This is a genomic window from Pseudomonas fragi, from assembly GCF_025426255.1.
In the GTDB taxonomy this organism is placed as follows: domain Bacteria; phylum Pseudomonadota; class Gammaproteobacteria; order Pseudomonadales; family Pseudomonadaceae; genus Aquipseudomonas; species Aquipseudomonas kulmbachensis.
This window is the reverse complement of record NZ_CP104861.1, coordinates 3,106,473-3,127,429: the sequence shown is the minus strand read 5'-3', so window position 1 is coordinate 3,127,429 and position 20,957 is coordinate 3,106,473. Positions and strand designations below refer to the sequence as shown.

The following is a 20,957-nucleotide window of genomic DNA, read 5'->3' as shown; positions in this document are numbered from 1 at the left end:
TCTTGTTATTGATAGGCAGCAGGGTTACTTACAATTTCAGCCTCTGGATTTCCTGGAGCATGGCTTGCTCCATGATGTCGATGGGCGCGTCCTTGCCGGTGTACAACTCGATTTGCCGACATGCCTGATGCACCAGCATGCGTGTGCCTGAAACGGTGCGGCAGCCTAGTGCGGCGGCTTGCAGCAGCAGGGCGGTGTGTGCCGGCATGAACGCCACATCCATGACAATCAAGTGGCTGGCCAGCAGGCCGTCCAGCGGGTTGCTGTCGGGTTGCTTGAAACCCACGGAGGTGGCGTTGATTACGATGTCAAAATCCCGGGCCGAGAATGCCTCAATGCTACCGCCCCATTGCGCGCCCAGATCCGCGGTCAGCGCCTTGCCTCGTTCGCTGCTGCGGTTGAATACCGTGACCCGGGCAGCCGCTTGCAGGCAGCCGTAGACCACGGCTCGAGCCGCGCCACCAGCACCGATCACGGCAATCCGTTGGTTGTTCAGTTCAGTGATTTCCTGCAGGGCGCGCACCGCACCCAGGTAGTCGGTGTTGTAGCCGGTCAGCACGCCGTCAATATTATTGATGGTGTTGACCGCACCAATCACCAGGGCGGATTCGTCGATCGCATCCAGATGTTCCATCACTACCGTCTTGTAGGGCATGGACACGTTCATGCCGCGTACGCCCAGCGCCCTGATGGCCGCCACGGCTGCTCCTGGGTCTTCGACGCCAAAACATACAAAGGTGTAATCCAGGTCCAGGGCGGAGTAGGCCGCGTTATGGATTTTTGCGGAGAGGGAAAATGGCGAGCCCATGATTGAACCGCACAGGGTTGGCAGGGATTGGGGCATGCGTGCCTCCTTGTTTTGGATTTATGAGTGGGGCAATAACCCCACTTTCAACCCCTACCGGGCATACGCGCCAATCGTATATGGTGATCCCGTGATCACGGATATTGATCACCCTCGCGTGGAAGGCGATTTTGCGAATGCAGTGCTGATGTGGCTGGCATTCATGCATGCCGGGCCGTTATTGTGCTGAATCCTTCCTGCCAACGGATCTGTTGAGATGAGTGCACCGCGTGTTGCTGTCGGCCCGATCAAGGCCGTGATTTTTGATATGGATGGGTTGTTGCTGGATACAGAAGGCATTTACACCGAAGTCACGAAGATCATCGCCGAGCGTTATGGCCGCGTATATGACTGGAGTATCAAGCAACACATCATTGGCCGTGGCGCTTTGGACCTTGCCGAGTTTCTGGTTAAAGCCCTGGATTTGCCGATCACCGCGCAAGAGTTTCTGATCGTTCGTGAGCCGCTGCTGAGTGAGCGTTTCCCCAAGGCCGCAGGCATGCCGGGCGCCGAAGCGCTGGTGCGGCATTTGAAGGCACACAACATCCCGATTGCCGTGGGCACCAGTTCGTCGCTGCATTCCTTTGCCCATAAGACCACCTTGCACGGCGAGTGGTTTGACCTGTTCGACACCATCGTCACCGCTGACGACCCTGAAGTCGGTGCCGCTAAACCCGCGCCGGATATCTTCCTGACGGCAGCGCGGCGTCTGGGGGTGGCGCCGCAGGAGTGCCTGGTATTCGAGGATTCGCCCTTTGGTGTGACTGCCGCAAAAGCTGCAAATATGACCGCCATTGCCGTACCTGACGAAGCTATGGCCGACAGTAAGTACCACCATGCCGATCAGATCATTCGCCAGCTGGCCGACTTTGATCTGGCAGCATACGGCTTGCCGTCAATAAACAAACGGTAGTGGCTGGTGTAGGAACGAGGTTGCAATCGACTGCGCAGCAGTCAAGTGTTTCAAGCGGTCTTACGATTGCAGCCTCGCTCCGCTTCTCAGCGGTTACGCGTCGATCATGGCTAGCAACTGTTTGCTGGCGGCGTCACTCAACGGTGAAACCGGCAAGCGCGGGTTGCCGACATCCAGCCCGGTGCTGCGCAAACCGGCCTTGATAGTTGCTGGCAAGCCACCCTTGAGGATGAAATCCAGCAGCGGCAACTGGCGATAGAACAGCACCCGGGCCCGCTCCAGATCATTGGCCAAAATGGCGGCATACAACTCCAGGTTAAGCGTTGCAATCAAGTTAGGGGCAGCGGTACACCAGCCCTTGGCGCCTGCGGCAAAGGCTTCCAGTGCCATCGGATTGCAGCCATTGAAAAACGGCACCTGGCCTTCACTCAGCTGTTGCAGGCGGTGCATGCGCTGGATATCGCCGGTGCTCTCCTTGACCATGGTGACGTTTTCCACGGCATTGAAAATTCGCAGGATCAGCTCTGGCGACATGTCGGTGCCGCTGGTGGCCGGGTTGTTATAAACCATGATCGGCAAATCGATGCTGCCGCCGATAGCCTGGTAATGGGCCAGGATTTCAGCTTCGCTGAGCTTCCAGTAGGACGTGGGCAACACCATGACCGCATCGGCGCCCCGATCCTGGGCAAAGCGCGCACGGCGGATGGCTTTTGCCGTGGTCAGATCTGAAACGCTGACGATGGTCGGGATGCGTTTGGCCACGTGCTGGGTGCTGAACTCGCACACCTGGTCCCATTCGTAGTCACTCAGATAGGCGCCTTCGCCCGTGCTGCCCAATGGCGCGATGGCATGTATGCCGCTGTCGATCAGGCGGTCGATGGAGTGCCCAAGGATATCCAGGTCCAGTTGTTCGCCGTCAGTGGAAAAAGGGGTGATGGTGTAGCCGATGATGCCGTGGATATCAGGGGTCAACATATCAATGTCCTTGGGCGAAAGTGAGGTCAGTTCAGGCAGTCGGCATGACGACGAAGGTTTTGCCGTGCGTAGTAATTGAATGCGGCAGTGTGACGCTTGGGTCTGGCAATCCAGTCATGGGCTTCGCGGCCCAGTTCGGGCTGGATCGGCTTGATTTCACCTGCAGCCATGGCCAGTAATTGCAACCTGGCAGCCCGCTCTATCAGTTGCGCGATCACGCAGGCTTCTTCAATGCTGGCGCCGGTCGACAATTGGCCGTGATGGGAAAGCAGCACCGCCCGTTTGTTACCCAGCGCACCGGCAATCAGCTCGCCTTCCTCATTACCCACTGGTACGCCCGGCCAGCCTTCGAGGAACGCGCAGTCGTCATACAGCGGGCACAGGTCCATGTGCGAAATCTGCAGTGGAACTTCCAGCATCGACAGCGCGCTGACGTGGGTCGGATGGGTATGAATGATGCAGTTCACGTCAGGGCGGGCCCGGTACACCCAGCTGTGAAAGCGGTTGGCCGGATTGGGCATGCCGTGGCCTTCAAGCACTTCCAGATCTTCATTGACCAGCAGCAAATTACCCGCACTGATTTCATCGAAACCCAGGCCCAATTGCTGGGTGTAGTAGGTGCCGGGGTGCGGGCCGCGGGCAGTGATTTGCCCGGCAAGGCCGGAGTCGTGACCGTTCTCGAACAAAATTCGGCAGGTAAGTGCCAGCTTTTGCCGGTCGGTCCACGTATTATCCGCCAGGGTCTGCTGCATCTGATTCAGCGCTTGCTTGACCAACAGGTCCTTGGGGAGTGTTAGTGTCTTGCCCATATTTGGTGTCCTCTGATGCGTTCAATAAGCGTCGAGTACGCGGTTCACTCATTTCCGGGGAGGGCGTGGGTGAACGCAAATGACACGAAAGATCCTATATGACACTTTGTGTCATTGGCAAGTGTGCGTCGTTTCCTTTTTTGTGAGTTAGCTGTTCTTTATGTCTATCCGATTGAAATTATTAAGAAAAAAACTCGGAATGAGCCTAGAGGCTTTGGCTGAAAAATCCGGGATGACCAAGAGTTATCTGTCAAAAGTCGAGCGCGGGTTGAATACGCCGTCGATTGCGGCGGCTCTCAAGCTGGCCAAAGCGCTGAACGTGAAGGTCGAAGAATTGTTCAGCGAAGACAACGCACAACTCGATAGCTACAGCCTGGTTCGCAGCGATGAGCGTCAATCGTTGGCGGCCAATGACCAGAGCCTGGGTTATGCCGTGCTGGCCCGTCAGGTGGGGGAGCGCAGCATGCTGCCGTTCATGATCTACCCGCCGGCCGAGTTCATCGACAAGGCCTTCAAGGAACACATGGGCGAAGAGTTCTTGTTTGTGCACGAAGGGCAGGTCGAAGTGGATTTCATGACTGAGCGCGTGCTGCTCAATCGTGGCGATGCATTGCACTTCAATGCGCAAAAGCCGCATCGCATTCGTTCGGTGGGCGAGCAGCAAGCGCAATTGCTGGTGGTGGTACACAGCGCGCAAGAATGAGGCGGGGAGGGGCTCAGTGACGTGATCACTGAGCCCAAGAGGTTATTGAGCCGGCAGTTTCTCCAGCGCTGCGCGCAATGCGTCAGCCGTGGCAAATTCCTGCTGTGAAACCAGCGTGCCATTGTCCAGTTGCAGCCACAGTACCTTGTCTTCTGCGCCCGGGTAGTTGGCGGCCACTTTACCGTCGCGGTCGAGTACCACGCGGTAGTTGTAGTCACGCATGGCCGGGATCGCGATGAACTTGCCGATCAGAGAAGGCATGCGCTGCACGTCGGCCAAAAAAACCACGTTGCGTGCTTCCAGATAGCCTTTGGCCTGGTTTTCCAGTGCAGCCTTGAGCAGTTTGGAGCCGTCCATGTTGCGCGCCACCAGCAGGACCTGGGTTTTTTCGTCCAGGGTGTAAGGCTGGTCGTGTTGATCCTGCAGGGTCCAGGGTGTCAGGCGTTCGCCGATATTCGCCGCCTGGGCCAGCATGGAACACGCGCTCAACAGCAGCACAAGTGCAATTCTCACCGTTTGATACCCCTTCAGTTAACAGTTCTGGCCTGACAGGTTTCAGGCATGACGTGCATGGTATCCCAGGGCGTGAGGTAAAAGTTCTGAGACGCATTTAGCTACAAATTGCTCTATGGTTAAACGCAACCGGCCAAAGGAAATGCACTGATGACTCGTCTTACAGCGAAAGATTTTGCCCCTGAGCTGCTTGAACTTTACGACTACTATGCCCACGGCAAGATCAATCGCCGCGAGTTTCTTGATCGCGCCGCCCTGTTCACGCTGGGTGGTACGGCGCTTTCGGTGCTGACAGCACTAAGCCCCGATTACGCACTCGCCGAGCAAGTCTCTTTCACAGATCCGGACATCGTTGCCGAGTACGTCATGTATCCCTCGCCCAAGGGCAACGGTCAGGTGCGCGGTTATCTGGTGCGTCCCGCCAAGGCGGCAGCCAAGTTGCCGGCTGTGGTGGTGGTGCATGAAAATCGTGGGCTTAACCCGTATATCGAAGATGTCGCCCGGCGGCTGGGCAAGGCGGGGTTTATTGCCTTGGCGCCCGATGGCCTGACGTCTGTGGGCGGTTATCCCGGCAATGATGAGCAAGGCCTGGCATTGCAACAAAAGGTCGATCCGACAAAACTGATGAATGACTTTTTCGCGGCCGTGGAATGGTTGATGCAACACGACGCAAGCACCGGCAAAGTTGGCATTACCGGCTTTTGCTACGGCGGCGGAGTGGCCAATGCGGCAGCTGTGGCTTACCCGGAGCTGGGGGCAGCGGTGTCGTTTTACGGACGTCAGCCCGGTGCTGACGAGGTCAGCCGGATTCAGGCGCCGCTGATGTTGCACTACGCCGGGCTGGATACGCGAATCAATGAGGGCTGGCCGGCCTTTGAACAGGCGCTGAAGGCCAATGGCAAGGTATATGAAGCGCATATCTACCCAGGGGTAAACCACGGCTTTCATAACGATTCAACGCCTCGCTACGATGAAGCAGCGGCGACGTTGGCCTGGGACCGCACCTTGAGGTGGTTTGGCAAGTATCTGGCGTAAGGGCTTAGCCGTTCTTTTTACGCAGGCTCTTGAGTCGTGCACTGGCGCGCTGCACGGCGGCCATTTTTTCCGGGCGTTTCATGCTCCGCCACTTGCGGATGTCCTCTTTGGTACGACCGCAACTCACGCACAAGTCGCCACTTAACTGGCAAACCGCAATGCACGGGTTTTCAATGTCTTTTGCCACGGCTCAGCTGCGCCCCGACTGCTTCTGGGCCAGACGTTTTGGCCAGTTGCCGCCACAGCTGCGCTGGCACTCTTCTTCGGAGTCGAAGTACACGTGGGCCGATGCATTACGCACCTTCACCTGTGCCTCAGCAAATGCCTGGGCTGTCAGCTCACCCATAAAGCGGGCCTCGCCATCAGCCAGGGCGAAATCCTTGCTGGCCTGCGTGTCGAAGATCCACACCACCTTCAGGCTGGCCGGGAAGGCCTCGTAGTCGACCATGTGCGTCAACCAGAGAAACCCCGGGATCTGCGTTTTGGCCGTTTCACAGGCTTCGGTCAGGGTAGTGATCAGGCGACGTTCAATCTGCGCCTGGGTGCGCTTGCTTAAAGACATGGGTGAATCCTGTTGATAGGCGGGGCAAAAGCGTGATTATACCTGACCTCGGGACGCCTGCTGCTTCGCCCAAAGTGCCACCTGAGGTAGAATGTCGCGGTTAGTCGGCTGGCCGCCCTGGATCGTCGTGTCCGCGCAAGTTCCCCGGAAGGAGCTGCGAGCTGGCTGGGCATCAAGGGAGTCGCATCTGCTGTACCAAAAATGTTACCCAAGCAGCTGAAGCCAAAACCAACAAGAGATCAGCGCCCAAGGTACATAAAGTGAGGTCTGTAACGTGCACAGGCCTTATATATCTGCCCGTTCAAGGTTTGAGGGTTGGCTCGATTGCAGGCGACAAGCCTGTGGTGAGTCGAGGGACTTCATGCTCTGCGTGCCGGGAAGATGGCGTTTTATCTTAGGTACTACAACATGTTTAAAAAAGTGAACAAGGGGCTTCTGGGCCTGGCGCTGACCATGGGGATTACCTCCGTGCACGCTGCCGAGCCTAAACACGTCGATGTGCTGCTGATTGGCGGCGGCATCATGAGCGCTACCCTGGGTGTCTGGCTCAATGAGCTGGAACCTGGTATGTCCATGGAGATGATTGAACGTCTCGATGGCGTTGCCCTGGAAAGCTCCAACGGCTGGAACAACGCCGGTACGGGCCACTCGGCTCTGGCCGAGTTGAACTACACGCCGGAAGACAAGAACGGCAACGTTGAAATCCCGAAGGCCATTGAGATCAATGAAGCTTTCCAGGTGTCGCGCCAGTTCTGGTCGTGGCAGGTCAAGAACGGCGTTCTGAAAGACCCGCGTTCGTTCATCAACTCCACTCCGCACATGAGCTTTGTGTGGGGCGATGACAACATCAAGTTCTTGAAGAAGCGCTACGAAGCCCTGCAGGCCAGCCCTCTGTTCGCAGGCATGCAGTACTCCGAAGACCCGGTGCAGATCAAGAAGTGGGTTCCGCTGATGATGGAAGGGCGTGACCCGAACCAGAAAGTCGCGGCGACCTGGTCTCCGATCGGTACTGACGTGAACTTCGGCGAAATCACGCGCCAGTTCGCGACCTACCTGCAGACCAAACCTAACTTCTCGCTGAAACTGTCGAGCGAAGTTGAAGACATCAAGCGCAATGAAGATGGTTCATGGCGTGTGGTCTACAAAAACCTGAAAGACGGCACCAAAACCGAAACCGACGCCAAGTTCGTGTTTATCGGCGCAGGCGGCGGTGCATTGCATCTGCTGCAGAAGTCCGGCATTCCGGAAGCCAAGGAATACGCTGGCTTCCCGGTTGGCGGCTCGTTCCTGGTAACCGATAACCCGACCATCGCCCAGCAGCACTTGGCCAAGGCCTACGGCAAGGCTTCGGTTGGCGCACCACCGATGTCGGTTCCGCACCTGGACACCCGCGTGCTGGATGGCAAGCGCGTTATCCTGTTTGGCCCGTTCGCGACCTTCTCCACCAAGTTTCTGAAAGAAGGCTCGTACTTCGACCTGCTGACCAGCACCACGACCCACAACATCTGGCCAATGACCAAAGTAGGTATCGAACAGTACCCACTGGTTGAATACCTGGCCGGTCAACTGATGCTGTCGGACGAAGATCGCTTCAACGCACTGAAAGAGTACTTCCCGAACGCCAAGTCTGAAGACTGGCGCCTGTGGCAGGCCGGTCAGCGTGTGCAGATCATCAAGCGTGACGAAGAGAAAGGCGGCGTGCTGAAACTCGGTACCGAGATCGTCAGCGCCAAAGATGGCAGCATCGCCGGTCTGCTGGGGGCATCCCCTGGTGCATCTACTGCTGCGCCAATCATGCTGACCGTGCTCGAAACCGTGTTCAAGGACAAGGTTGCGACCCCTGAGTGGCAAGCCAAGCTGCACCAGATCGTGCCGAGCTATGGCACCAAGCTCAACGGTGATCCTGATCGCGTTGCACAAGAGTGGGCCTACACTGCTGAAGTCCTGCAATTGACTCCGCCACCGGCGATCCCGGCTGCAACACACACTGCAACTCCTGCTGCTGCGCCGGCCAAGCCTGCGCCAAGCAACCCAGCGGCTGACATGGCGCTGTAAAAAAATAGCCCCACTCAACGCTGGTTGGGTGGGGCTACTTTTCTCGCATTATCTCCCTCGTATATCCCTCGCGTAACCCCTCACTGCGTCCCGAACAGGGCCGTCCAGTAAATCCCCGCGTCACTTTTAGGGTCTACCGCATAGGCTGCGCCCAACTCGCGAAACTCAGGGTTCATCACGTTGGCGCAATGGCCAGGACTGGCCAGCCAGCCATCGACCAGTTTGCGTGTGGTGTCTTGCCCGGCCGCGATATTTTCGCCGACCTGTTGCGCGTTATAGCCCGCCAACTCAACGCGATCTCCAGGGGTACTGCCATCGCGGCCCTTGTGATCGAAATAGTTGTTATTGGCCATATCTCGCGAATGGATTTCGGCGGCGGTTGCCAGTGTGGTATTCCATGCCAGCGGTGTGGTGGGGGCAAAGGTCCGGGTGCCGCATTGGCGAGGTTGGGTGCGGGCGCTGTTGAGCAGTTCAAGGACTTTCTGGCCCTCGGCCTGCCAGTCGCCCAAGCGAGCCGCAAGCAGCGGACGGGCCAGCACGATGCGCCAGTCGCGCTGGTCATGGCTGACGCCGATGTCGATGAATTGCGGGTCCAGCACCACGCGACAGAAGCTTTCCTGCACGGCTTTCATGGCGGCCTGCGCATCACGCGGCCCCGACAGGTTGATCGCCTGCACGTTGACCATCGGGTAGGCGGCCCGGCCCAGGGCTTCCTGCAAGTCACCGAAACTGCTGGCTGGCAGCACCAACCGGGTGTCCGCCGACAGTGGCGGCAACTCTTGCGAAGCCTGGCCCGCGCACAGCTGAATTTGGCTGCGGTAGGCGTTGATTGACTCAATCAGTTGCGACTCTTCGCTGGCCAGAGCGCAAGAGCTGAGCGCCAGTCCCAGGGTCAAGGCGCCGAGATGGGCCAGGGTAAAGTGAACACGCATATAGGTTCCCTCTAAGCGGAGTGTGCCCATGATGCGTTATTTCAGCTTTTTAGTCTTTTACCTGCGCCACAAAGGCTTTGGCCTTGGCCGTCAGTTGATCGATCTGGCGGTCGCGTTTTTTCTCGGCGTCGAGCATGGCCTTCTTGCCGTTGCGTTGCAGCAGGTAGGTATGGATCTGCCGCACTTCAGTGGAGTTATAGATCGGCGCAACATCGAGAATGCCCATCAGGCCATCGGTGCTGTGGTCACGGGTGTTCATCAGTACTTGCGGGCCGCGTGTGCCGATTACTTGCAGGCCCATGGCTTCAAACGCCGCGACTTTAGCCACGGAGCACGTCAGTTCGGTATGGGGGTAGCGGCGCACCACTTCCTGCACCATTGCCCGGATCACACCCAGGTGGCGATGGCTGGCCAGCTCTGCCATATAGGCGATGCCGCAGGCTTGCGGATCGTCCTTTACCGGCAAGTAGAGGGCGAAGCCGGTCACTTTTTGCGGGTCTTGCGCGTCAGTTGCAACGATCAGCTCAACCGCAATCCCCTTGGCCCCGCCGAGGGCTTGCAGGTACAGGTGCACTTCAAAGCCAATGGCATATTGATAAATGCTGTAGAGCAGATTGCTCGGCGCAATCTCCATCGCACTGATGTCGGTGAGATGGTCGACGACGAGCTGCATGATCTGGCTGTTGATCGGCTCGCTGACCGGGGTATCGAAATGGGTGAGGGTGGTCATGGGAGTCAAATCTCTGTAGCCGCTGTTGAGGAACGAAGGCTGCGTGCTTTTAAAGATCAAAAACTCGCAGCCCTCGTTCCTTGGCAACGGCTACATGGGTTGAATAGGTAATGGTTAACGCTGGCTCGACCAGAAGTCATGCAGTGCACGCGCCGCCGGTGCAATGGCTGCAACGCTTTGCTGATGAGCTGCCACGTCCAGATCTTCGGGCAGTTCAAAGTTGTCCTGCTCGGCGCAGTCTGCAATTGCTTGCAGAAGCAATGCTTGCGGTACGGGCAGTGCTGGCCAGTTGCAGATGGCTACCGCGCGGGTGTACCCAAAGCACCACTCTTCAGCCAGCGTCACCTGCTGGCCCAGATGCTCGGTCTGTTCGAAACGCGGCACGAATGCGTCGCTGTCTTCGGCCAGTTGCCGGGCGAGGGTGTTGATGTGGCGCACGCTCAACTCGATGAACTGCTTGGCCTCATCAGGGGTTTGCCAGGCCGGGTTCTGACCGCCCCAGATTGCCGGGAACCAGTCGGCAATATCCACCCGCGTCGGGCTCGAAACCAGAGCAGTGAAATAGCCGTCAAGTTCTGAAGGGTTGAGGACAGAGTGATCGTCGCCGTATTTGAGTAGCGTGTTTTCGATCGCTTCAAAGTCGCTGGCGTTCAGGGGTTGCGATTGCATGTTCGGGCTCCTTGGATGGTGCGGCAGTGCGAAGTCAGTCCACTGAAACGATAGACTCAAGCTCAAAATATTTGAACCCGGCCTTGGCCAGGGCTTTTTTGGCTTCTTGCTCTGCGTTGAATCGGCTCAGATCTTTGGAGTCATGCACAAACCGGGTTTCATCGCCGTCAAATACCTTGGTCACCCGCATGGTGACGCGAAGGATCGGCCCACTGCGTTTTTTCGCGACAGGTGACGATGCCTTGTCAGGTGCCGGAGCTTTCTTGGGAGCAGGCTTGGGGGCTGGCGTGATTTTAGCTGGAGCAGGTTCAATTTCAGGTTGAACAGGGGCAGCAGGCAGATCAAGGCCGAGCGCTCTGCGCATGTCGTCCTCGGTGAATCCGGCACTCATTGATAAGACTCTAATAATTTAAAAGACGCGCTTATAGGACAGCGCTTCGGGTTATGGCAAGAGAATTTATTGATATGCAGCAAAATATGACCTTTTTAGGGCTAAAGCCCTTGTTAGAGCGGATTCAGGTGTCGCGCAACAAGTCGTGGCCATCCAGCAATTTGTAGGCGATTTCAGGGCGTTTCTCCAAGGCCCGGCGGATGGCGGCCGGGATGGTCTGACGGGTTTTTCGGCACAGCCCCGGTTGCTCGGCAAGGCGGATGGTTATGCCGCGCATGGTGCGAACTTCAGTGATACCCGGGTCAATCAGCACTTCGATGCCCAATTGCTCATGCATGCGGCGCTGCATGTGTTCCAGATCGCTGAGGCTTTGAATATTTTCCAGGCGCTCCAGCAGTACCTTTTCGGCCTGACGCGTGAGGTTGAAAATGCGCAGGTCAGTATCGGGTGTCGCCAACAGCCGTTCCCGCTCGCAGATGCAGGCGCCGGGCGGGCAGGGTGAGCGGATCGCCACAGAAGGAGTCATGGAACTCAGCATAGCCGTGCCAGGATTCAGGCGTCCAGACTCAGTGCCATGATCACGGTGCGCTCGGCCCCGTGAAATTCATCGCGGACTTTGTGAAAACCCAATTGCGCATAGAACGATTGCGCCGTCAGCGAGGAGGGCACCCGCAGCTCTTCGAGCTGGGCCGAAACAGCGGCTTCCTTGAGGCGCGCCATCAATTGCTGGCCGATGCCCCGACCCTGATGGCGCGGGTTGACGAAAACGCTGCGCACCACCGCCTGATCCAGGCTTGCGGTGCCGACCACATGCTGTTCGACCACGGCCACGTACATCTGGCGCTGCTTCATCAGCCTCAGGATCGAGGCCGGGCAGAAGTTCTCCTCGACCTGGGCGATCACCTCGGGCGGATAATCCCGGGCATTGGATTCGTGCAAGGCGGCTATCACCACTTTGCTGATGGCTTGTGCGTCGCTCTCGATGGCGCGGCGAATCTGGCACTGCATACAGACTCCTTGTTCTTTTATGACTTGGCTGATGGGGCACAGTCTTCGGCCAAAATACTGGCATACAGCTGACGGTCAATATTGGCCCCGCTTAAAATGAGCGCAATCCGACGGCCTTGCTGGCGCGATTGTTCGCTGATCAATCCGGCCAGCGCGGCGGCACCCGCACCTTCGGCGGTGTTGTGAGTGGTTTCATGGTAGACCCGAATGGCGTGGGCGATCTCCTGATCGGTTACCCGGATAACCCGTGCCGCGCCCTTGGCAATTATCTCCAGCGCCTCAGGCAGCGGCTGACGACAGGCCAGCCCGTCAGCGAATGTATTGGCGGAGTCCGTGCAAACCAGGCGGCCCTGTTCGACACTTTGCGCAAAGGCATCGGCCTGGCTGGATACGACGCCGACAATCTCGGTCTTTAGACCCAGCAGATCACGGGTCTGGATCAATCCGCAAATTCCCGAACCCATGCCGATGGGTACATACACCGTATCCAGTTCTTCCACGGCTTCCAGCAACTCCAGAGCATACGTGGCGACCCCGCGAATCAGGTCCGGATGGAAGGCAGGCACCAGATGCAACTGACGGGTTTGCGCCAGTGCTGCGGCTTCGGCCCGCGCTTCGTCGAAGTCCTTGCCGCACTCAATGACCGTCGCCCCCAGTGCCCGCATTGCGGCGTTTTTTTCCAGCGAGTTGCCTTCAGGTACCACGATACGGATCGACAGACCCAAGCTCCGGGCCGCGAGCGCCAGGCTTTGCCCATGATTGCCACGGGTGGCGGTGACCAGGCCTTTGATATGTGGCTCCCGAGCCAACAAACCCTGCACATATAACAAACCGCCACGTACTTTGAATGCACCGGTGGGGGTGTGGTTTTCATGCTTGACCCACACCGTGCAACCCATACGCTCAGCCAGCAAGGGCCAGGCCAGTTGCGGTGTGGGCGCCAGGGTCTGGTGTACGGTTTGTGCTGCAAGGCGAAGGGCATTCAAGTCAAACATGGCGCACCGTCATCGAGGGATTTGACTCGATTCTAGGCACAACGCATTGTATGGGCCGACCCTTATATTGCATGGCCGACAATAAATGTGGATACCAACGCTTAGCGACACCGAGCAGCCGCGCTATCTGGCGTTGGTCGATGCCATCACCCAGGCCATCGCCAGCGGCGAGTTGCAACCCGGCGCACGCTTGCCGCCACAGCGGCGACTGGCCTGGGCGCTGGGCTGGAACCCCAGCACCACCATGCAGGCCTATCGCGAGGCGGCGCGCCGGCACCTGGTGTCGGGTGAGGTCGGGCGTGGCACTTATGTGCTGGCGGGCAGTCAGGAAGCGACCCTGTTTCGGCTGCAACACGCCGATGAGCACACGGCCCGCATTGACCTGAGAACCAATGTGCCGGCCATCGACAAGATTGGCGAGCAAGATGCACAGGCCTTGTCCTGGTTGCTCGACAGTAGCCAGGCGATCCGTTTGCAGGGCTACCTGAGTGCAGCGGATTTATTGCTGGCACGGGTACAGGGCGCGGCCTGGCTCAACGGACGAGGGCTGAAACTGAATGTGGACAACATCATGCTGTGCACCGGTGCTCAGCAGGGGCTGTTCACCGTACTGCTGTCGTTGTGTCAGGCAGGTGAGCCGGTGCTGGTCGAAGCCTTTACCGCGCCGGGAATAAAGGCTGCCTGCGCTCAGTTGCGTTTACCCATGCATGGGGTTGCGATGGATCGCCAGGGCATTGTGCCGGAAGACTTCGATCGGATGATCCGCGCCACGGGTGCACGGACTGCGGTACTAACGCCAACTCTGCAGAACCCGACCTCGGCGGTGATGAGCGTTGAGCGCAAACAGGCGATTGCCCAGATTGCCCGGCGTCACGGCGTGCATGTGATCGAAGATGATGTGTACGGCGCGCTGACTGACAGCCCGCCGCTGCACCTGTTTTTACCCGAATTCGGGGTGTTGGTGACCAGCCTGTCCAAGACCGTTGCGGCGGGTGTACGCCTGGGCTGGATCGCCGCGAGCCCACAACTGTTGGCGCGTATCGATCCCTATGCACAGTCGGCGCACTGGGGTGTTTCGCCGCTGTGCATGGCCATCGCTTGCCAATGGATCAGCGATGGCACGGCGCACGCGCGAGTGCAGTGGCAAACGCAGGAAGTTGCCCGGCGCTGGCGTCTGGCAAAAAAGATCCTTGGTCCGTCGATGTATCAGACAGACACGCCTTCGCCGCATATCTGGGTAACAGTAGCTGAGGGTGCGGAGACCTGCCGTGCAGCCGGGGTTGATGTAGTGCCTGCGGATGTATTTGCGGTGAAGTCCACGGCGACCGATGCGGTGCGCATCAGCCTGACGGCGGCTGCCAGTGCCCAGGTTTTGAAAGTGGCGCTGGAGCGGATTACGGCAATACACCCACCTTGTGGGAGCCGGCTTGCCGGCGATAGCATCACTGGCAAGCCAGCTCCAACAGCTTGACCGACGCGTTCAGAATCCTCACAAAAGGCAGATCCATGCGCAGAGAAATTGGCTACTGGCACCGCGAAGGTCGCGAGTTGTTTTATTACCTGGAGTTCAAACCCGAAACCGCCGAGTTTTACCTGACCTGCGAACACACCCCCGCAGAGGGCGAAGGCAGTGTGCGCTCGGTGTTGCTGAGCGAAGCCCGGGGCGAGCGCTACTACGAAGATGCGTTATTGATCATCAAGGAGGAACTGTTCAAGCAATACACCCTCTGAGAGGTGTCGCGATCAATGATCTGGTTTAAGGCCAGGGCAAGATAAGTCGATAATGCCGGGGGCCCGGCAGGTGTCGGGTCAGGACGTTGTAATTGAAAGGAGCTGTAGATGCGCGCGTTTTATATCTTTACCCTGTTGGGTACCTTGCTGTTGGCCGGTTGCGCAAGCAACCCGATGGACCCGGTCGCGGACCAGACGATACCTGCAGCTGCGCCGGACAAGGCACAAGTGGTGTTTATGCGCGATGCCTATACCGGCAAAGCGATTGTCTCTTCGCTGTATGACGTGACCGATGGCAAGACCCAATTTATTGGCGTAATGGCCAACGGCACGAAAATCGCCTACCCGACCACGCCAGGCAAACATACCTTTATGGTGGTGTCAGAAGCGGCGGACTTTATGGAAGCCGATCTTGTTGCAGGCAAAACCTACTACGCGCTGGTGACGCCGCGTATGGGCTTGTGGAAAGCACGTTTTTCACTGTGGCCTATCAGCAATGACCCTGAGGCGGCTCACAGCCTGAAGTCCAAGAACTTCAAAGGCTGGGTTGAAGATACCGATCTGGTGACCAACTCGCCGAAATCACTGGCCTGGTACGAGCGTGTTAAAGCCAGCATTGAGAAAAAACGCGCTGAATACTGGCCGGTCTGGCAGGAAAAGAGCGCTGACGCGGTTGCCGAGCGTACGCTCAAGCCGAGCGATGGCTTGTAACACTTGAGTCGGGGCAGGGCGGCGACAGTCATGTCGCCCTGACCTCATCTCGGTACTTCACTGACCTGCAACACCCAGGCAATCGCCTGCGTCCTTTCATCCCATACATACCGAAAATGCTGGCCCTGCACGGGTAGCGAAAGCGCTGGTGGGCGGAACGCTGCGACACATTCGTGGCCGCTCAGGCGCACGCTGTTGTACAGCAGCCCCCAAACACCCTCTTCGCGCAATGGCCGGGCGAAGGCCTGGGACAGGCCATAGCTGGCAGGTGCCGGCTGATGCAAGCCGGGGTCGCCACGCACATCTATCATCGGCTGCACCACACGGTTGATATAGGTACGCATGGTGATTTCAATACTGGGTTCGCGGGTGGCCCGCCAGAATTGCTCCTGATGAAAACAGGTTTCAGCAATCGCCGCCTCGACGCTGCTGGAGCAGTAATACACACCGTAGCTGCCATCGGTAAAGCGACTGGCTCGGCCAATATGGGTAAAGGCGGCCATCACCGGTGTTGAGCCTTCGCCGCACAGGCGGTCTTCTGGCCTGACCCTGTTCAGCACCCCGGCCTGGTCTCGCAGGCGATCATTGGTCAAGCTTTCGAGGACAAAGGCAATCTCCAGATCGGCCGGGTCCAGGGTGTCTTCAAATACTGAGATGGGCGGGAAAGCGCTGTTGATGATGCGATAAGCCTTGTTCCAGCCAGGCAGCACTGCATCTGGCATCAGCCGCGTACTCCATCCAGATAACGGCGCACATCCGCCAGGTCGACCACCTGGCCCGCAAGCATATAGCTCAAGGCACTCTGGCCATTAAAAGGCGCGGCGGTGTTGGCTTTGTGCACCCATTCATAGGCACGCTCAGGCTGATTACTGAACAGAATGCGCAACGCCTTGTGCATGCCCATCAGGTATGAAATGCGCTCCAGAGTGTCATGAGGCAAACGCACGTTTGGCAGCTTTTTGTACTTGAAGTAGGTGGTGTTGCCGATGGAGCCGAGCAGTGTGCACTGTTGCTCCTTGGTGCACCCCCAATGCTCCATCAGGCTGAAGAAAAAGGTCAGGGCAACGCGACCGGCATCGCCGCTGGTGATATCGGGCTGGGGGTCGTGGGCAACTAGATGCATGACTGCCTCCAAGGTGTTTATGCCCTCAGCCTACACCCGATATGAATTATTTCAAGAAAACAGTTCGTATCTGAATATGTTCAGCGCCTTGGCAGTGTCTTCGCCCGGTTCATGCACTGCTGACGACGTTCATCTACCCGCTTGGCAAACCAGGCGGTGGTCAGGTTGCGGGTGATTTTCGGGCTTTGCAGGGTGATCCCCGGCAGTACGGCGCGGGGCAGGGGTTTGCCTTGTTGGCGATCGGCGAGGGCAAAGACGCCCTGGTAGAGATCGGTTTTATTGAAGTCCAGACTGTCGCCTTTTTCGAGTTGGCGGCGGATAGCGTTATTGCTCAAGCCCAATTGCTTGCCCAAGGCGCGCACGGCCAGCTCAGTCGAGCCGAGGTTGTAAGACCCGGGGATGGTCAGATCGCCATCCAGTGCCAGCGGGATGCCTGAAGCCTGACTTACGGCGCTCTGAAACGCGGCATTGCGACTGGCGTACCAGCCGGCATTGAAGTCGGCAAAACGGTACAGCGATTGTGTGTAGTCGACCGGGTAGCCCAACAGGTGGGCGATGCCGAAATACATGCCACCGCGTCGGGTAAAGACTTCCCGGCGGATCGAGTGGGCAACGGGGTAGGGATATTCCCGCGCCTGTTTCTCGGCAAAGGCAATACTGACCTGCATCGGGCCGCCGGTGTGAACAGGATTCAAGCTGCCAAACAGGCTTTTGCCCAGCGGCACCATACCGATAAAGTCGTCAAAAATAGCGCTCAGCTGACCTTCGGTGCGGGCCGCATCGAGGCGTTGGTTGTAGGTTTTACCGGTGGGCGAGGTGATATTCAGCGCGCTGCGCACCACAAATTCGGGGATATGCAGCTTGCCGGCGCGGCGGTTGATTTCGGTACGGGCGATAGTGGCCAGCCCCGGCACCGGCGGATCGGCCTGAAAGGTCGACTCCTGCTCTGTAACGGCCAATACCGAACACAGGTTTTCATCGGTGGGGGACAGCCCTTGTGCGGCAAAGGCTGCATAAATGTCAGTTGCCCAGCCCTGGCGATCCGGGGTCTTGGCCGGTAGCAGTTGCACGATGCGTGAGCGGGCCTGATCGGGGGTTATATCCGGCAGTGTGCGCGAGGCCTGGCTGCTGCAACCCGCCAGTACAACCAGCGGCATCAGCGGTAATAAACGCCTGAAAAATCGATTCACCCGATCAAACTCCTTAAACAATGCAGTGTGGGTACGCAGGCAATCAATCGTCGCGCGTCAGTACTTCCAGCAGTTCGATCTCAAACCGCAGGTTAGAGTTCGCAGTGATATGCGCGCCCATGCTTCTTTCACCATAGGCCAGGTGTGCGGGAACCTGCAGTGCACGTTTGCCGCCTACCTTCATTCCCATGAGGCCAATATCCCAGCCTTTAATTACCCGGCCGGTGCCAATAACGCACTGGAACGGCTTGCCACGTTGAAACGAAGAGTCGAACACAGTGCCATCTTCGAGCCAGCCGGTGTATTGCGTAGTGATCAATGCGCCTTTGACCACGGCTTTGCCGTCGCCGTGTAACAGGTCAGTGATGTGCAGTTCGTCAGTCATGGGCAGGCTCAGAAATAGGATGAACGATTGATTTAGGCAGGGTTTTTCTCAATTTGAAGAGCATTTAGCAATGGATTTAAATTTTTTTTCTGTGGGAAAAGGCTCTAAAACAAAGGGATTGGGGAACTTGCGAATGAGGATCGGTGTCAATTGCGCTTTACTCTCAATTGAGAGTGTTTATCATTACAGCCCTGGCAGTGCCGGGGAGAGCTAAACCACGACGTGCCCTTTTGGGGGCGTGCGTCAGCGATTTCCAGCCTTTGGCCTGCTGAGCACACTCCATTGTTAAGGGATCAACTGGACATGTCGTCTCGATTCAACCGCAGTCATCTTTCACTGGCTCTCATGGCCGCACTGGCTTCGCCAACCCTGCTCGCCGATGCACTTGAACGCGAGCGTGACGAAGTACCGGTAGAGGCCGCCGATTTGCCGGTGGATGGCACCCGACAGGCGCTGCAACTTGAAGAAACCCGCGTACTGGGCACCGCAGCCCAAGAGCTGAAGCAGGCTCCGGGTGTGTCGATCATCACCGCCGAAGACATCAAAAAACGCCCGCCCGCCAATGATCTCTCCGACATCATCCGTCGTGAGCCGGGGGTCAACCTCACTGGCAACAGTTCCAGCGGCGCGCGCGGTAACAACCGCCAGATCGACCTGCGCGGCATGGGCCCGGAAAACACCCTGATCCTGATCGACGGCAAACCGTCTTCTTCGCGTAACGCCCAACGTTATGGCTGGAGCGGCGACCGTGATACCCGTGGCGAAACCAACTGGGTGCCGGCCGAAGAAGTCGAACGCATCGAGATCCTGCGTGGCCCGGCAGCGGCACGTTATGGCTCAGGGGCAATGGGCGGGGTGGTCAATATCATCACCAAGCGCCCTTCGGACAAGCTTAGCGGTTCGATGACGGCCTATTACCTGTCGCCGGAAGACGACTCGGAAGGTGTCAGCAAGCGCACCAACTTCAATCTCAGCGGACCGATCACGGACGATCTGGTGTTTCGTGTATATGGCGGTGTAAACAAGACCGATGCCGATGATGCGGGCATCAATACCGCAGCCCAAGCGTCCCCCGACAGTGTAGTGGCTGGCCGCGAAGGCGTGCGCAACAAGGACGTCAATGGCTTGCTCAGCTGGCAGTTCACCCCGGAGCAGAGCCTGGATCTGGAAGCCAGCTATAGCCGCCAGGGCAATATTTTTGCCGGTGACACCATGCTCAACAGCGGTGGTGATTTCGTTAACAGCCTGACCGGTAAAGAAACCAGCGTGCTGCAGCGCAGCAGCTTTTCGGCGACCCACAATGGCTCGTTCGACTGGGGCTCCACCATGGCTTCGCTAACCCACGACCTGACCCGCAACGCACGCCTCAACGAAGGCCTGGCCGGTTATGGCGAAGGTGCGCCGTCTGAAAGTGCTGGCCGATTCGAATCGCGGTTGCGCAACACTCGAGCCACCGGCGAAGTGAACCTGCCGTTGAACATGGGCACCGCCCAGGTACTGACACTGGGCGGCGAGTACCTCTACGAGTCGCTCAATGACCCGGGCTCATTACGTGCGCAAAGCTGGGATCCGGGCACAGATGGCACGCCGGGCATTCCCGGTACGGACCGTACGCAAACCAAATCCACTGCCAACAGCTATGCGTTCTACGTCGAGGACAATATCGAAGTCGGCGCCAAGACCATCGTCACCCCCGGCGTGCGCTTCGATCACCACAGCGAGTTTGGCGGTAACTGGAGCCCGAGCCTCAACGCTTCGCACCAGATCACTGATGAGCTGAGCATCAAGGGCGGTATTGCCCGGGCCTACAAAACCCCCAACCTGTACCAGTCCAACCCCAATTACCTGCTGTATAGCCGTGGTAATGGATGCAGTTCGGTCGAGGTCAACCTGGGCGGCTGCTACCTAGTGGGCAATCCGGACCTCAAGCCCGAGGTCAGCATCAACAAAGAGATTGGCCTGGCATTCGACAAAGGCACATGGCGCACCAGCGCCACGTATTTCCGCAACGACTACCAGAACAAGATCAATGCCAGCAACGAATCGGCATTCCGCCTGCCCAACGGGCGTCGCGTGCTGCAATGGGAAAACAGCGGCAAGGCTATCGTGCAAGGGGTTGAGGGCAATCTATTTGTCAGCCTGCGCGACGATCTGGACTGGAACACCAACCTGACCTACATGATCGAAAGCAAGGACAAGGAAACTGGCGATCCGCTGAGTATTATCCCCAAGTACACCCTCAACACTATGCTCGACTGGTATGCCACCGAGAAGCTGTCGTTCCAGGTCAGCGGTACTTACTACGGCAAGCAGGAAGCGCCCAAGCGTAATAATCGCGCCAACGAAGCACTCGACAAATCGGTGCAGCAGCCCGTTGACCCGTATGGCTTGGTGGGCCTGAGCAGTGGCTATGAGTTCAATAAAAACTTCAGTGTGCGGGTGGGCATCAACAACCTGTTCGACAAGCAGCTGTACCGCAAGGGCAACTCTGACGAAGCGGGCGCGCAGACCTACAACGAAGCGGGCCGTGCCTACTTCGCCTCGGTGACCAGCTCGTTCTGATAACAACCCGGGCCTGATCACCGTTAGCGGTGCAGGCACTAACAGGCGCGACATTCGTGAATAACGGGTGCCGCGCCGTTGTCGCATCTGGCGCAGGCAAAACGCAGAGCTTGATGAGGAA

26 protein-coding genes are annotated in these 20,957 nt (G+C 58.0%); 9 read left to right on the top strand and 17 right to left on the bottom strand.

What is annotated here, in order from left to right:
• Nucleotides 1-28: 28 nt before the first annotated feature.
• Complete coding sequence (gene aroE / locus N7D90_RS14305) at nt 29-844, bottom strand: shikimate dehydrogenase (RefSeq protein WP_261738643.1); 816 nt, start codon at nt 842-844, stop codon at nt 29-31.
• On the opposite strand from aroE, the gene N7D90_RS14300 reads away from it, so the two are divergent.
• Together N7D90_RS14300 and N7D90_RS14295 are read left to right on the top strand one after the other, a co-directional pair.
• A complete protein-coding gene (locus N7D90_RS14300; RefSeq protein ID WP_261738642.1) occupies nt 843-1,034 on the top strand; it encodes a hypothetical protein in 192 nt (63 codons plus the stop codon). The two genes, aroE and N7D90_RS14300, sit on opposite strands and share 2 nt — an antisense overlap.
• A gap of 27 nt (nt 1,035-1,061) precedes the next feature.
• Nucleotides 1,062-1,757, top strand: coding sequence for an HAD-IA family hydrolase (locus N7D90_RS14295; protein ID WP_261738641.1), 696 nt, complete (start codon nt 1,062-1,064; stop codon nt 1,755-1,757).
• 93 nt (nt 1,758-1,850) lie between these two features.
• Here N7D90_RS14295 and N7D90_RS14290 read toward each other — a convergent pair whose 3' ends face one another.
• Together N7D90_RS14290 and N7D90_RS14285 are read right to left on the bottom strand one after the other, a co-directional pair.
• On the bottom strand, nt 1,851-2,732 hold the full coding sequence (locus N7D90_RS14290; RefSeq protein ID WP_261738640.1) for a dihydrodipicolinate synthase family protein: 882 nt from the start codon (nt 2,730-2,732) through the stop codon (nt 1,851-1,853).
• 26 nt (nt 2,733-2,758) lie between these two features.
• Complete coding sequence (locus N7D90_RS14285; RefSeq protein ID WP_261738639.1) at nt 2,759-3,541, bottom strand: aldolase; 783 nt, start codon at nt 3,539-3,541, stop codon at nt 2,759-2,761.
• Nucleotides 3,542-3,701: 160 nt separating this feature from the next.
• On the opposite strand from N7D90_RS14285, the gene N7D90_RS14280 reads away from it, so the two are divergent.
• Complete coding sequence (locus N7D90_RS14280) at nt 3,702-4,244, top strand: helix-turn-helix domain-containing protein (protein WP_261738638.1); 543 nt, start codon at nt 3,702-3,704, stop codon at nt 4,242-4,244.
• Between the two features lie 42 nt (nt 4,245-4,286).
• Here N7D90_RS14280 and N7D90_RS14275 read toward each other — a convergent pair whose 3' ends face one another.
• Nucleotides 4,287-4,757 (bottom strand): FAD/FMN-containing dehydrogenase, encoded by a 471-nt coding sequence (locus tag N7D90_RS14275; protein WP_261738637.1) that lies wholly within the window; start codon nt 4,755-4,757, stop codon nt 4,287-4,289.
• 150 nt (nt 4,758-4,907) lie between these two features.
• On the opposite strand from N7D90_RS14275, the gene yghX reads away from it, so the two are divergent.
• A complete protein-coding gene (gene yghX, locus N7D90_RS14270) occupies nt 4,908-5,792 on the top strand; it encodes a YghX family hydrolase (RefSeq protein WP_261738636.1) in 885 nt (294 codons plus the stop codon).
• Nucleotides 5,793-5,796: 4 nt separating this feature from the next.
• Here the strand turns inward: yghX and N7D90_RS14265 are convergent, their stop codons facing one another.
• Together N7D90_RS14265 and N7D90_RS14260 are read right to left on the bottom strand one after the other, a co-directional pair.
• A complete protein-coding gene (locus tag N7D90_RS14265; RefSeq protein ID WP_261738635.1) occupies nt 5,797-5,979 on the bottom strand; it encodes a DUF1289 domain-containing protein in 183 nt (60 codons plus the stop codon).
• 3 nt (nt 5,980-5,982) lie between these two features.
• The gene (locus N7D90_RS14260; RefSeq protein ID WP_261738634.1) at nt 5,983-6,354 is read right to left on the bottom strand and encodes a hypothetical protein; all 372 of its coding nucleotides are present in this window, start codon (nt 6,352-6,354) and stop codon (nt 5,983-5,985) included.
• Between the two features lie 408 nt (nt 6,355-6,762).
• Between N7D90_RS14260 and mqo the strand changes: the two genes are divergently transcribed.
• Nucleotides 6,763-8,409, top strand: a complete 1,647-nt coding sequence (gene mqo, locus N7D90_RS14255) for a malate dehydrogenase (quinone) (RefSeq protein WP_261738633.1) — start codon at nt 6,763-6,765, stop codon at nt 8,407-8,409.
• Nucleotides 8,410-8,489: 80 nt separating this feature from the next.
• Here mqo and N7D90_RS14250 read toward each other — a convergent pair whose 3' ends face one another.
• The 7 genes from N7D90_RS14250 to N7D90_RS14220 all read right to left on the bottom strand — a co-directional run bounded on the left by N7D90_RS14250 (nt 8,490) and on the right by N7D90_RS14220 (nt 13,134).
• The gene (locus N7D90_RS14250; protein WP_261738632.1) at nt 8,490-9,341 is read right to left on the bottom strand and encodes a CAP domain-containing protein; all 852 of its coding nucleotides are present in this window, start codon (nt 9,339-9,341) and stop codon (nt 8,490-8,492) included.
• 49 nt (nt 9,342-9,390) lie between these two features.
• A complete protein-coding gene (locus tag N7D90_RS14245; protein WP_261738631.1) occupies nt 9,391-10,071 on the bottom strand; it encodes a GNAT family N-acetyltransferase in 681 nt (226 codons plus the stop codon).
• Between the two features lie 114 nt (nt 10,072-10,185).
• Nucleotides 10,186-10,740, bottom strand: a complete 555-nt coding sequence (locus N7D90_RS14240) for a UPF0149 family protein (protein ID WP_261738630.1) — start codon at nt 10,738-10,740, stop codon at nt 10,186-10,188.
• 34 nt (nt 10,741-10,774) lie between these two features.
• Nucleotides 10,775-11,131, bottom strand: coding sequence for a hypothetical protein (locus N7D90_RS14235; protein ID WP_261738629.1), 357 nt, complete (start codon nt 11,129-11,131; stop codon nt 10,775-10,777).
• Between the two features lie 124 nt (nt 11,132-11,255).
• Complete coding sequence (locus N7D90_RS14230; protein WP_261738628.1) at nt 11,256-11,657, bottom strand: type II toxin-antitoxin system PrlF family antitoxin; 402 nt, start codon at nt 11,655-11,657, stop codon at nt 11,256-11,258.
• 26 nt (nt 11,658-11,683) lie between these two features.
• Entirely contained in the window at nt 11,684-12,139 is a 456-nt protein-coding gene (locus N7D90_RS14225; RefSeq protein ID WP_261738627.1) for a GNAT family N-acetyltransferase, read from the bottom strand.
• Nucleotides 12,140-12,156: 17 nt separating this feature from the next.
• Nucleotides 12,157-13,134 (bottom strand): threonine dehydratase, encoded by a 978-nt coding sequence (locus N7D90_RS14220; protein ID WP_261738626.1) that lies wholly within the window; start codon nt 13,132-13,134, stop codon nt 12,157-12,159.
• Nucleotides 13,135-13,219: 85 nt separating this feature from the next.
• Here N7D90_RS14220 and N7D90_RS14215 point away from each other — a divergent pair, with 85 nt between their 5' ends.
• From N7D90_RS14215 to N7D90_RS14205, 3 genes are all read left to right on the top strand, one after another.
• Nucleotides 13,220-14,605, top strand: coding sequence for a PLP-dependent aminotransferase family protein (locus tag N7D90_RS14215; protein ID WP_261738625.1), 1,386 nt, complete (start codon nt 13,220-13,222; stop codon nt 14,603-14,605).
• 35 nt (nt 14,606-14,640) lie between these two features.
• The gene (locus N7D90_RS14210) at nt 14,641-14,865 is read left to right on the top strand and encodes a hypothetical protein (RefSeq protein WP_095000442.1); all 225 of its coding nucleotides are present in this window, start codon (nt 14,641-14,643) and stop codon (nt 14,863-14,865) included.
• A gap of 108 nt (nt 14,866-14,973) precedes the next feature.
• Nucleotides 14,974-15,576: a hypothetical protein gene (locus N7D90_RS14205; protein ID WP_261738624.1), complete on the top strand. Its 603-nt coding sequence runs from the start codon at nt 14,974-14,976 to the stop codon at nt 15,574-15,576.
• Between the two features lie 44 nt (nt 15,577-15,620).
• On the opposite strand, the gene N7D90_RS14200 is transcribed toward N7D90_RS14205, so the two are convergent.
• The 4 genes from N7D90_RS14200 to N7D90_RS14185 form a co-directional block, all read right to left on the bottom strand.
• Nucleotides 15,621-16,298, bottom strand: coding sequence for an RES family NAD+ phosphorylase (locus tag N7D90_RS14200; RefSeq protein ID WP_261738623.1), 678 nt, complete (start codon nt 16,296-16,298; stop codon nt 15,621-15,623).
• Complete coding sequence (locus N7D90_RS14195; RefSeq protein WP_261738622.1) at nt 16,298-16,699, bottom strand: MbcA/ParS/Xre antitoxin family protein; 402 nt, start codon at nt 16,697-16,699, stop codon at nt 16,298-16,300. Before N7D90_RS14195 ends, N7D90_RS14200 begins: the two co-directional genes overlap by 1 nt.
• 80 nt (nt 16,700-16,779) lie before the next feature.
• Nucleotides 16,780-17,856 (bottom strand): DUF1615 domain-containing protein, encoded by a 1,077-nt coding sequence (locus tag N7D90_RS14190; RefSeq protein WP_261742449.1) that lies wholly within the window; start codon nt 17,854-17,856, stop codon nt 16,780-16,782.
• Between the two features lie 76 nt (nt 17,857-17,932).
• On the bottom strand, nt 17,933-18,274 hold the full coding sequence (locus tag N7D90_RS14185; RefSeq protein ID WP_261738621.1) for an FKBP-type peptidyl-prolyl cis-trans isomerase: 342 nt from the start codon (nt 18,272-18,274) through the stop codon (nt 17,933-17,935).
• A 303-nt stretch (nt 18,275-18,577) separates the two neighbouring features.
• On the opposite strand from N7D90_RS14185, the gene N7D90_RS14180 reads away from it, so the two are divergent.
• A complete protein-coding gene (locus N7D90_RS14180) occupies nt 18,578-20,836 on the top strand; it encodes a FepA family TonB-dependent siderophore receptor (protein WP_261738620.1) in 2,259 nt (752 codons plus the stop codon).
• Nucleotides 20,837-20,957: the final 121 nt, after the last annotated feature.

Bases quoted from the DNA above. Each gene is read 5' to 3' on its own strand.
- N7D90_RS14300 (WP_261738642.1), top strand. From the start codon at position 843: ATGCGTGCCTCCTTGTTTTGGATTTATGAGTGGGGCAATAACCCCACT.
- mqo (WP_261738633.1), top strand. From the start codon at position 6,763: ATGTTTAAAAAAGTGAACAAGGGGCTTCTGGGCCTGGCGCTGACCATG.
- N7D90_RS14220 (WP_261738626.1), bottom strand. From the start codon at position 13,134: ATGTTTGACTTGAATGCCCTTCGCCTTGCAGCACAAACCGTACACCAG.
- N7D90_RS14235 (WP_261738629.1), bottom strand. From the start codon at position 11,131: ATGAGTGCCGGATTCACCGAGGACGACATGCGCAGAGCGCTCGGCCTT.
- N7D90_RS14230 (WP_261738628.1), bottom strand. From the start codon at position 11,657: ATGACTCCTTCTGTGGCGATCCGCTCACCCTGCCCGCCCGGCGCCTGC.
- N7D90_RS14285 (WP_261738639.1), bottom strand. From the start codon at position 3,541: ATGGGCAAGACACTAACACTCCCCAAGGACCTGTTGGTCAAGCAAGCG.
- N7D90_RS14180 (WP_261738620.1), top strand. From the start codon at position 18,578: ATGTCGTCTCGATTCAACCGCAGTCATCTTTCACTGGCTCTCATGGCC.
- N7D90_RS14215 (WP_261738625.1), top strand. From the start codon at position 13,220: ATGTGGATACCAACGCTTAGCGACACCGAGCAGCCGCGCTATCTGGCG.
- N7D90_RS14185 (WP_261738621.1), bottom strand. From the start codon at position 18,274: ATGACTGACGAACTGCACATCACTGACCTGTTACACGGCGACGGCAAA.
- N7D90_RS14245 (WP_261738631.1), bottom strand. From the start codon at position 10,071: ATGACCACCCTCACCCATTTCGATACCCCGGTCAGCGAGCCGATCAAC.
- N7D90_RS14225 (WP_261738627.1), bottom strand. From the start codon at position 12,139: ATGCAGTGCCAGATTCGCCGCGCCATCGAGAGCGACGCACAAGCCATC.
- N7D90_RS14190 (WP_261742449.1), bottom strand. From the start codon at position 17,856: ATGCCGCTGGTTGTACTGGCGGGTTGCAGCAGCCAGGCCTCGCGCACA.
- N7D90_RS14200 (WP_261738623.1), bottom strand. From the start codon at position 16,298: ATGCCAGATGCAGTGCTGCCTGGCTGGAACAAGGCTTATCGCATCATC.
- N7D90_RS14195 (WP_261738622.1), bottom strand. From the start codon at position 16,699: ATGCATCTAGTTGCCCACGACCCCCAGCCCGATATCACCAGCGGCGAT.
- N7D90_RS14260 (WP_261738634.1), bottom strand. From the start codon at position 6,354: ATGTCTTTAAGCAAGCGCACCCAGGCGCAGATTGAACGTCGCCTGATC.
- N7D90_RS14240 (WP_261738630.1), bottom strand. From the start codon at position 10,740: ATGCAATCGCAACCCCTGAACGCCAGCGACTTTGAAGCGATCGAAAAC.
- N7D90_RS14280 (WP_261738638.1), top strand. From the start codon at position 3,702: ATGTCTATCCGATTGAAATTATTAAGAAAAAAACTCGGAATGAGCCTA.
- N7D90_RS14205 (WP_261738624.1), top strand. From the start codon at position 14,974: ATGCGCGCGTTTTATATCTTTACCCTGTTGGGTACCTTGCTGTTGGCC.
- N7D90_RS14295 (WP_261738641.1), top strand. From the start codon at position 1,062: ATGAGTGCACCGCGTGTTGCTGTCGGCCCGATCAAGGCCGTGATTTTT.
- yghX (WP_261738636.1), top strand. From the start codon at position 4,908: ATGACTCGTCTTACAGCGAAAGATTTTGCCCCTGAGCTGCTTGAACTT.
- aroE (WP_261738643.1), bottom strand. From the start codon at position 844: ATGCCCCAATCCCTGCCAACCCTGTGCGGTTCAATCATGGGCTCGCCA.
- N7D90_RS14210 (WP_095000442.1), top strand. From the start codon at position 14,641: ATGCGCAGAGAAATTGGCTACTGGCACCGCGAAGGTCGCGAGTTGTTT.
- N7D90_RS14250 (WP_261738632.1), bottom strand. From the start codon at position 9,341: ATGCGTGTTCACTTTACCCTGGCCCATCTCGGCGCCTTGACCCTGGGA.
- N7D90_RS14290 (WP_261738640.1), bottom strand. From the start codon at position 2,732: ATGTTGACCCCTGATATCCACGGCATCATCGGCTACACCATCACCCCT.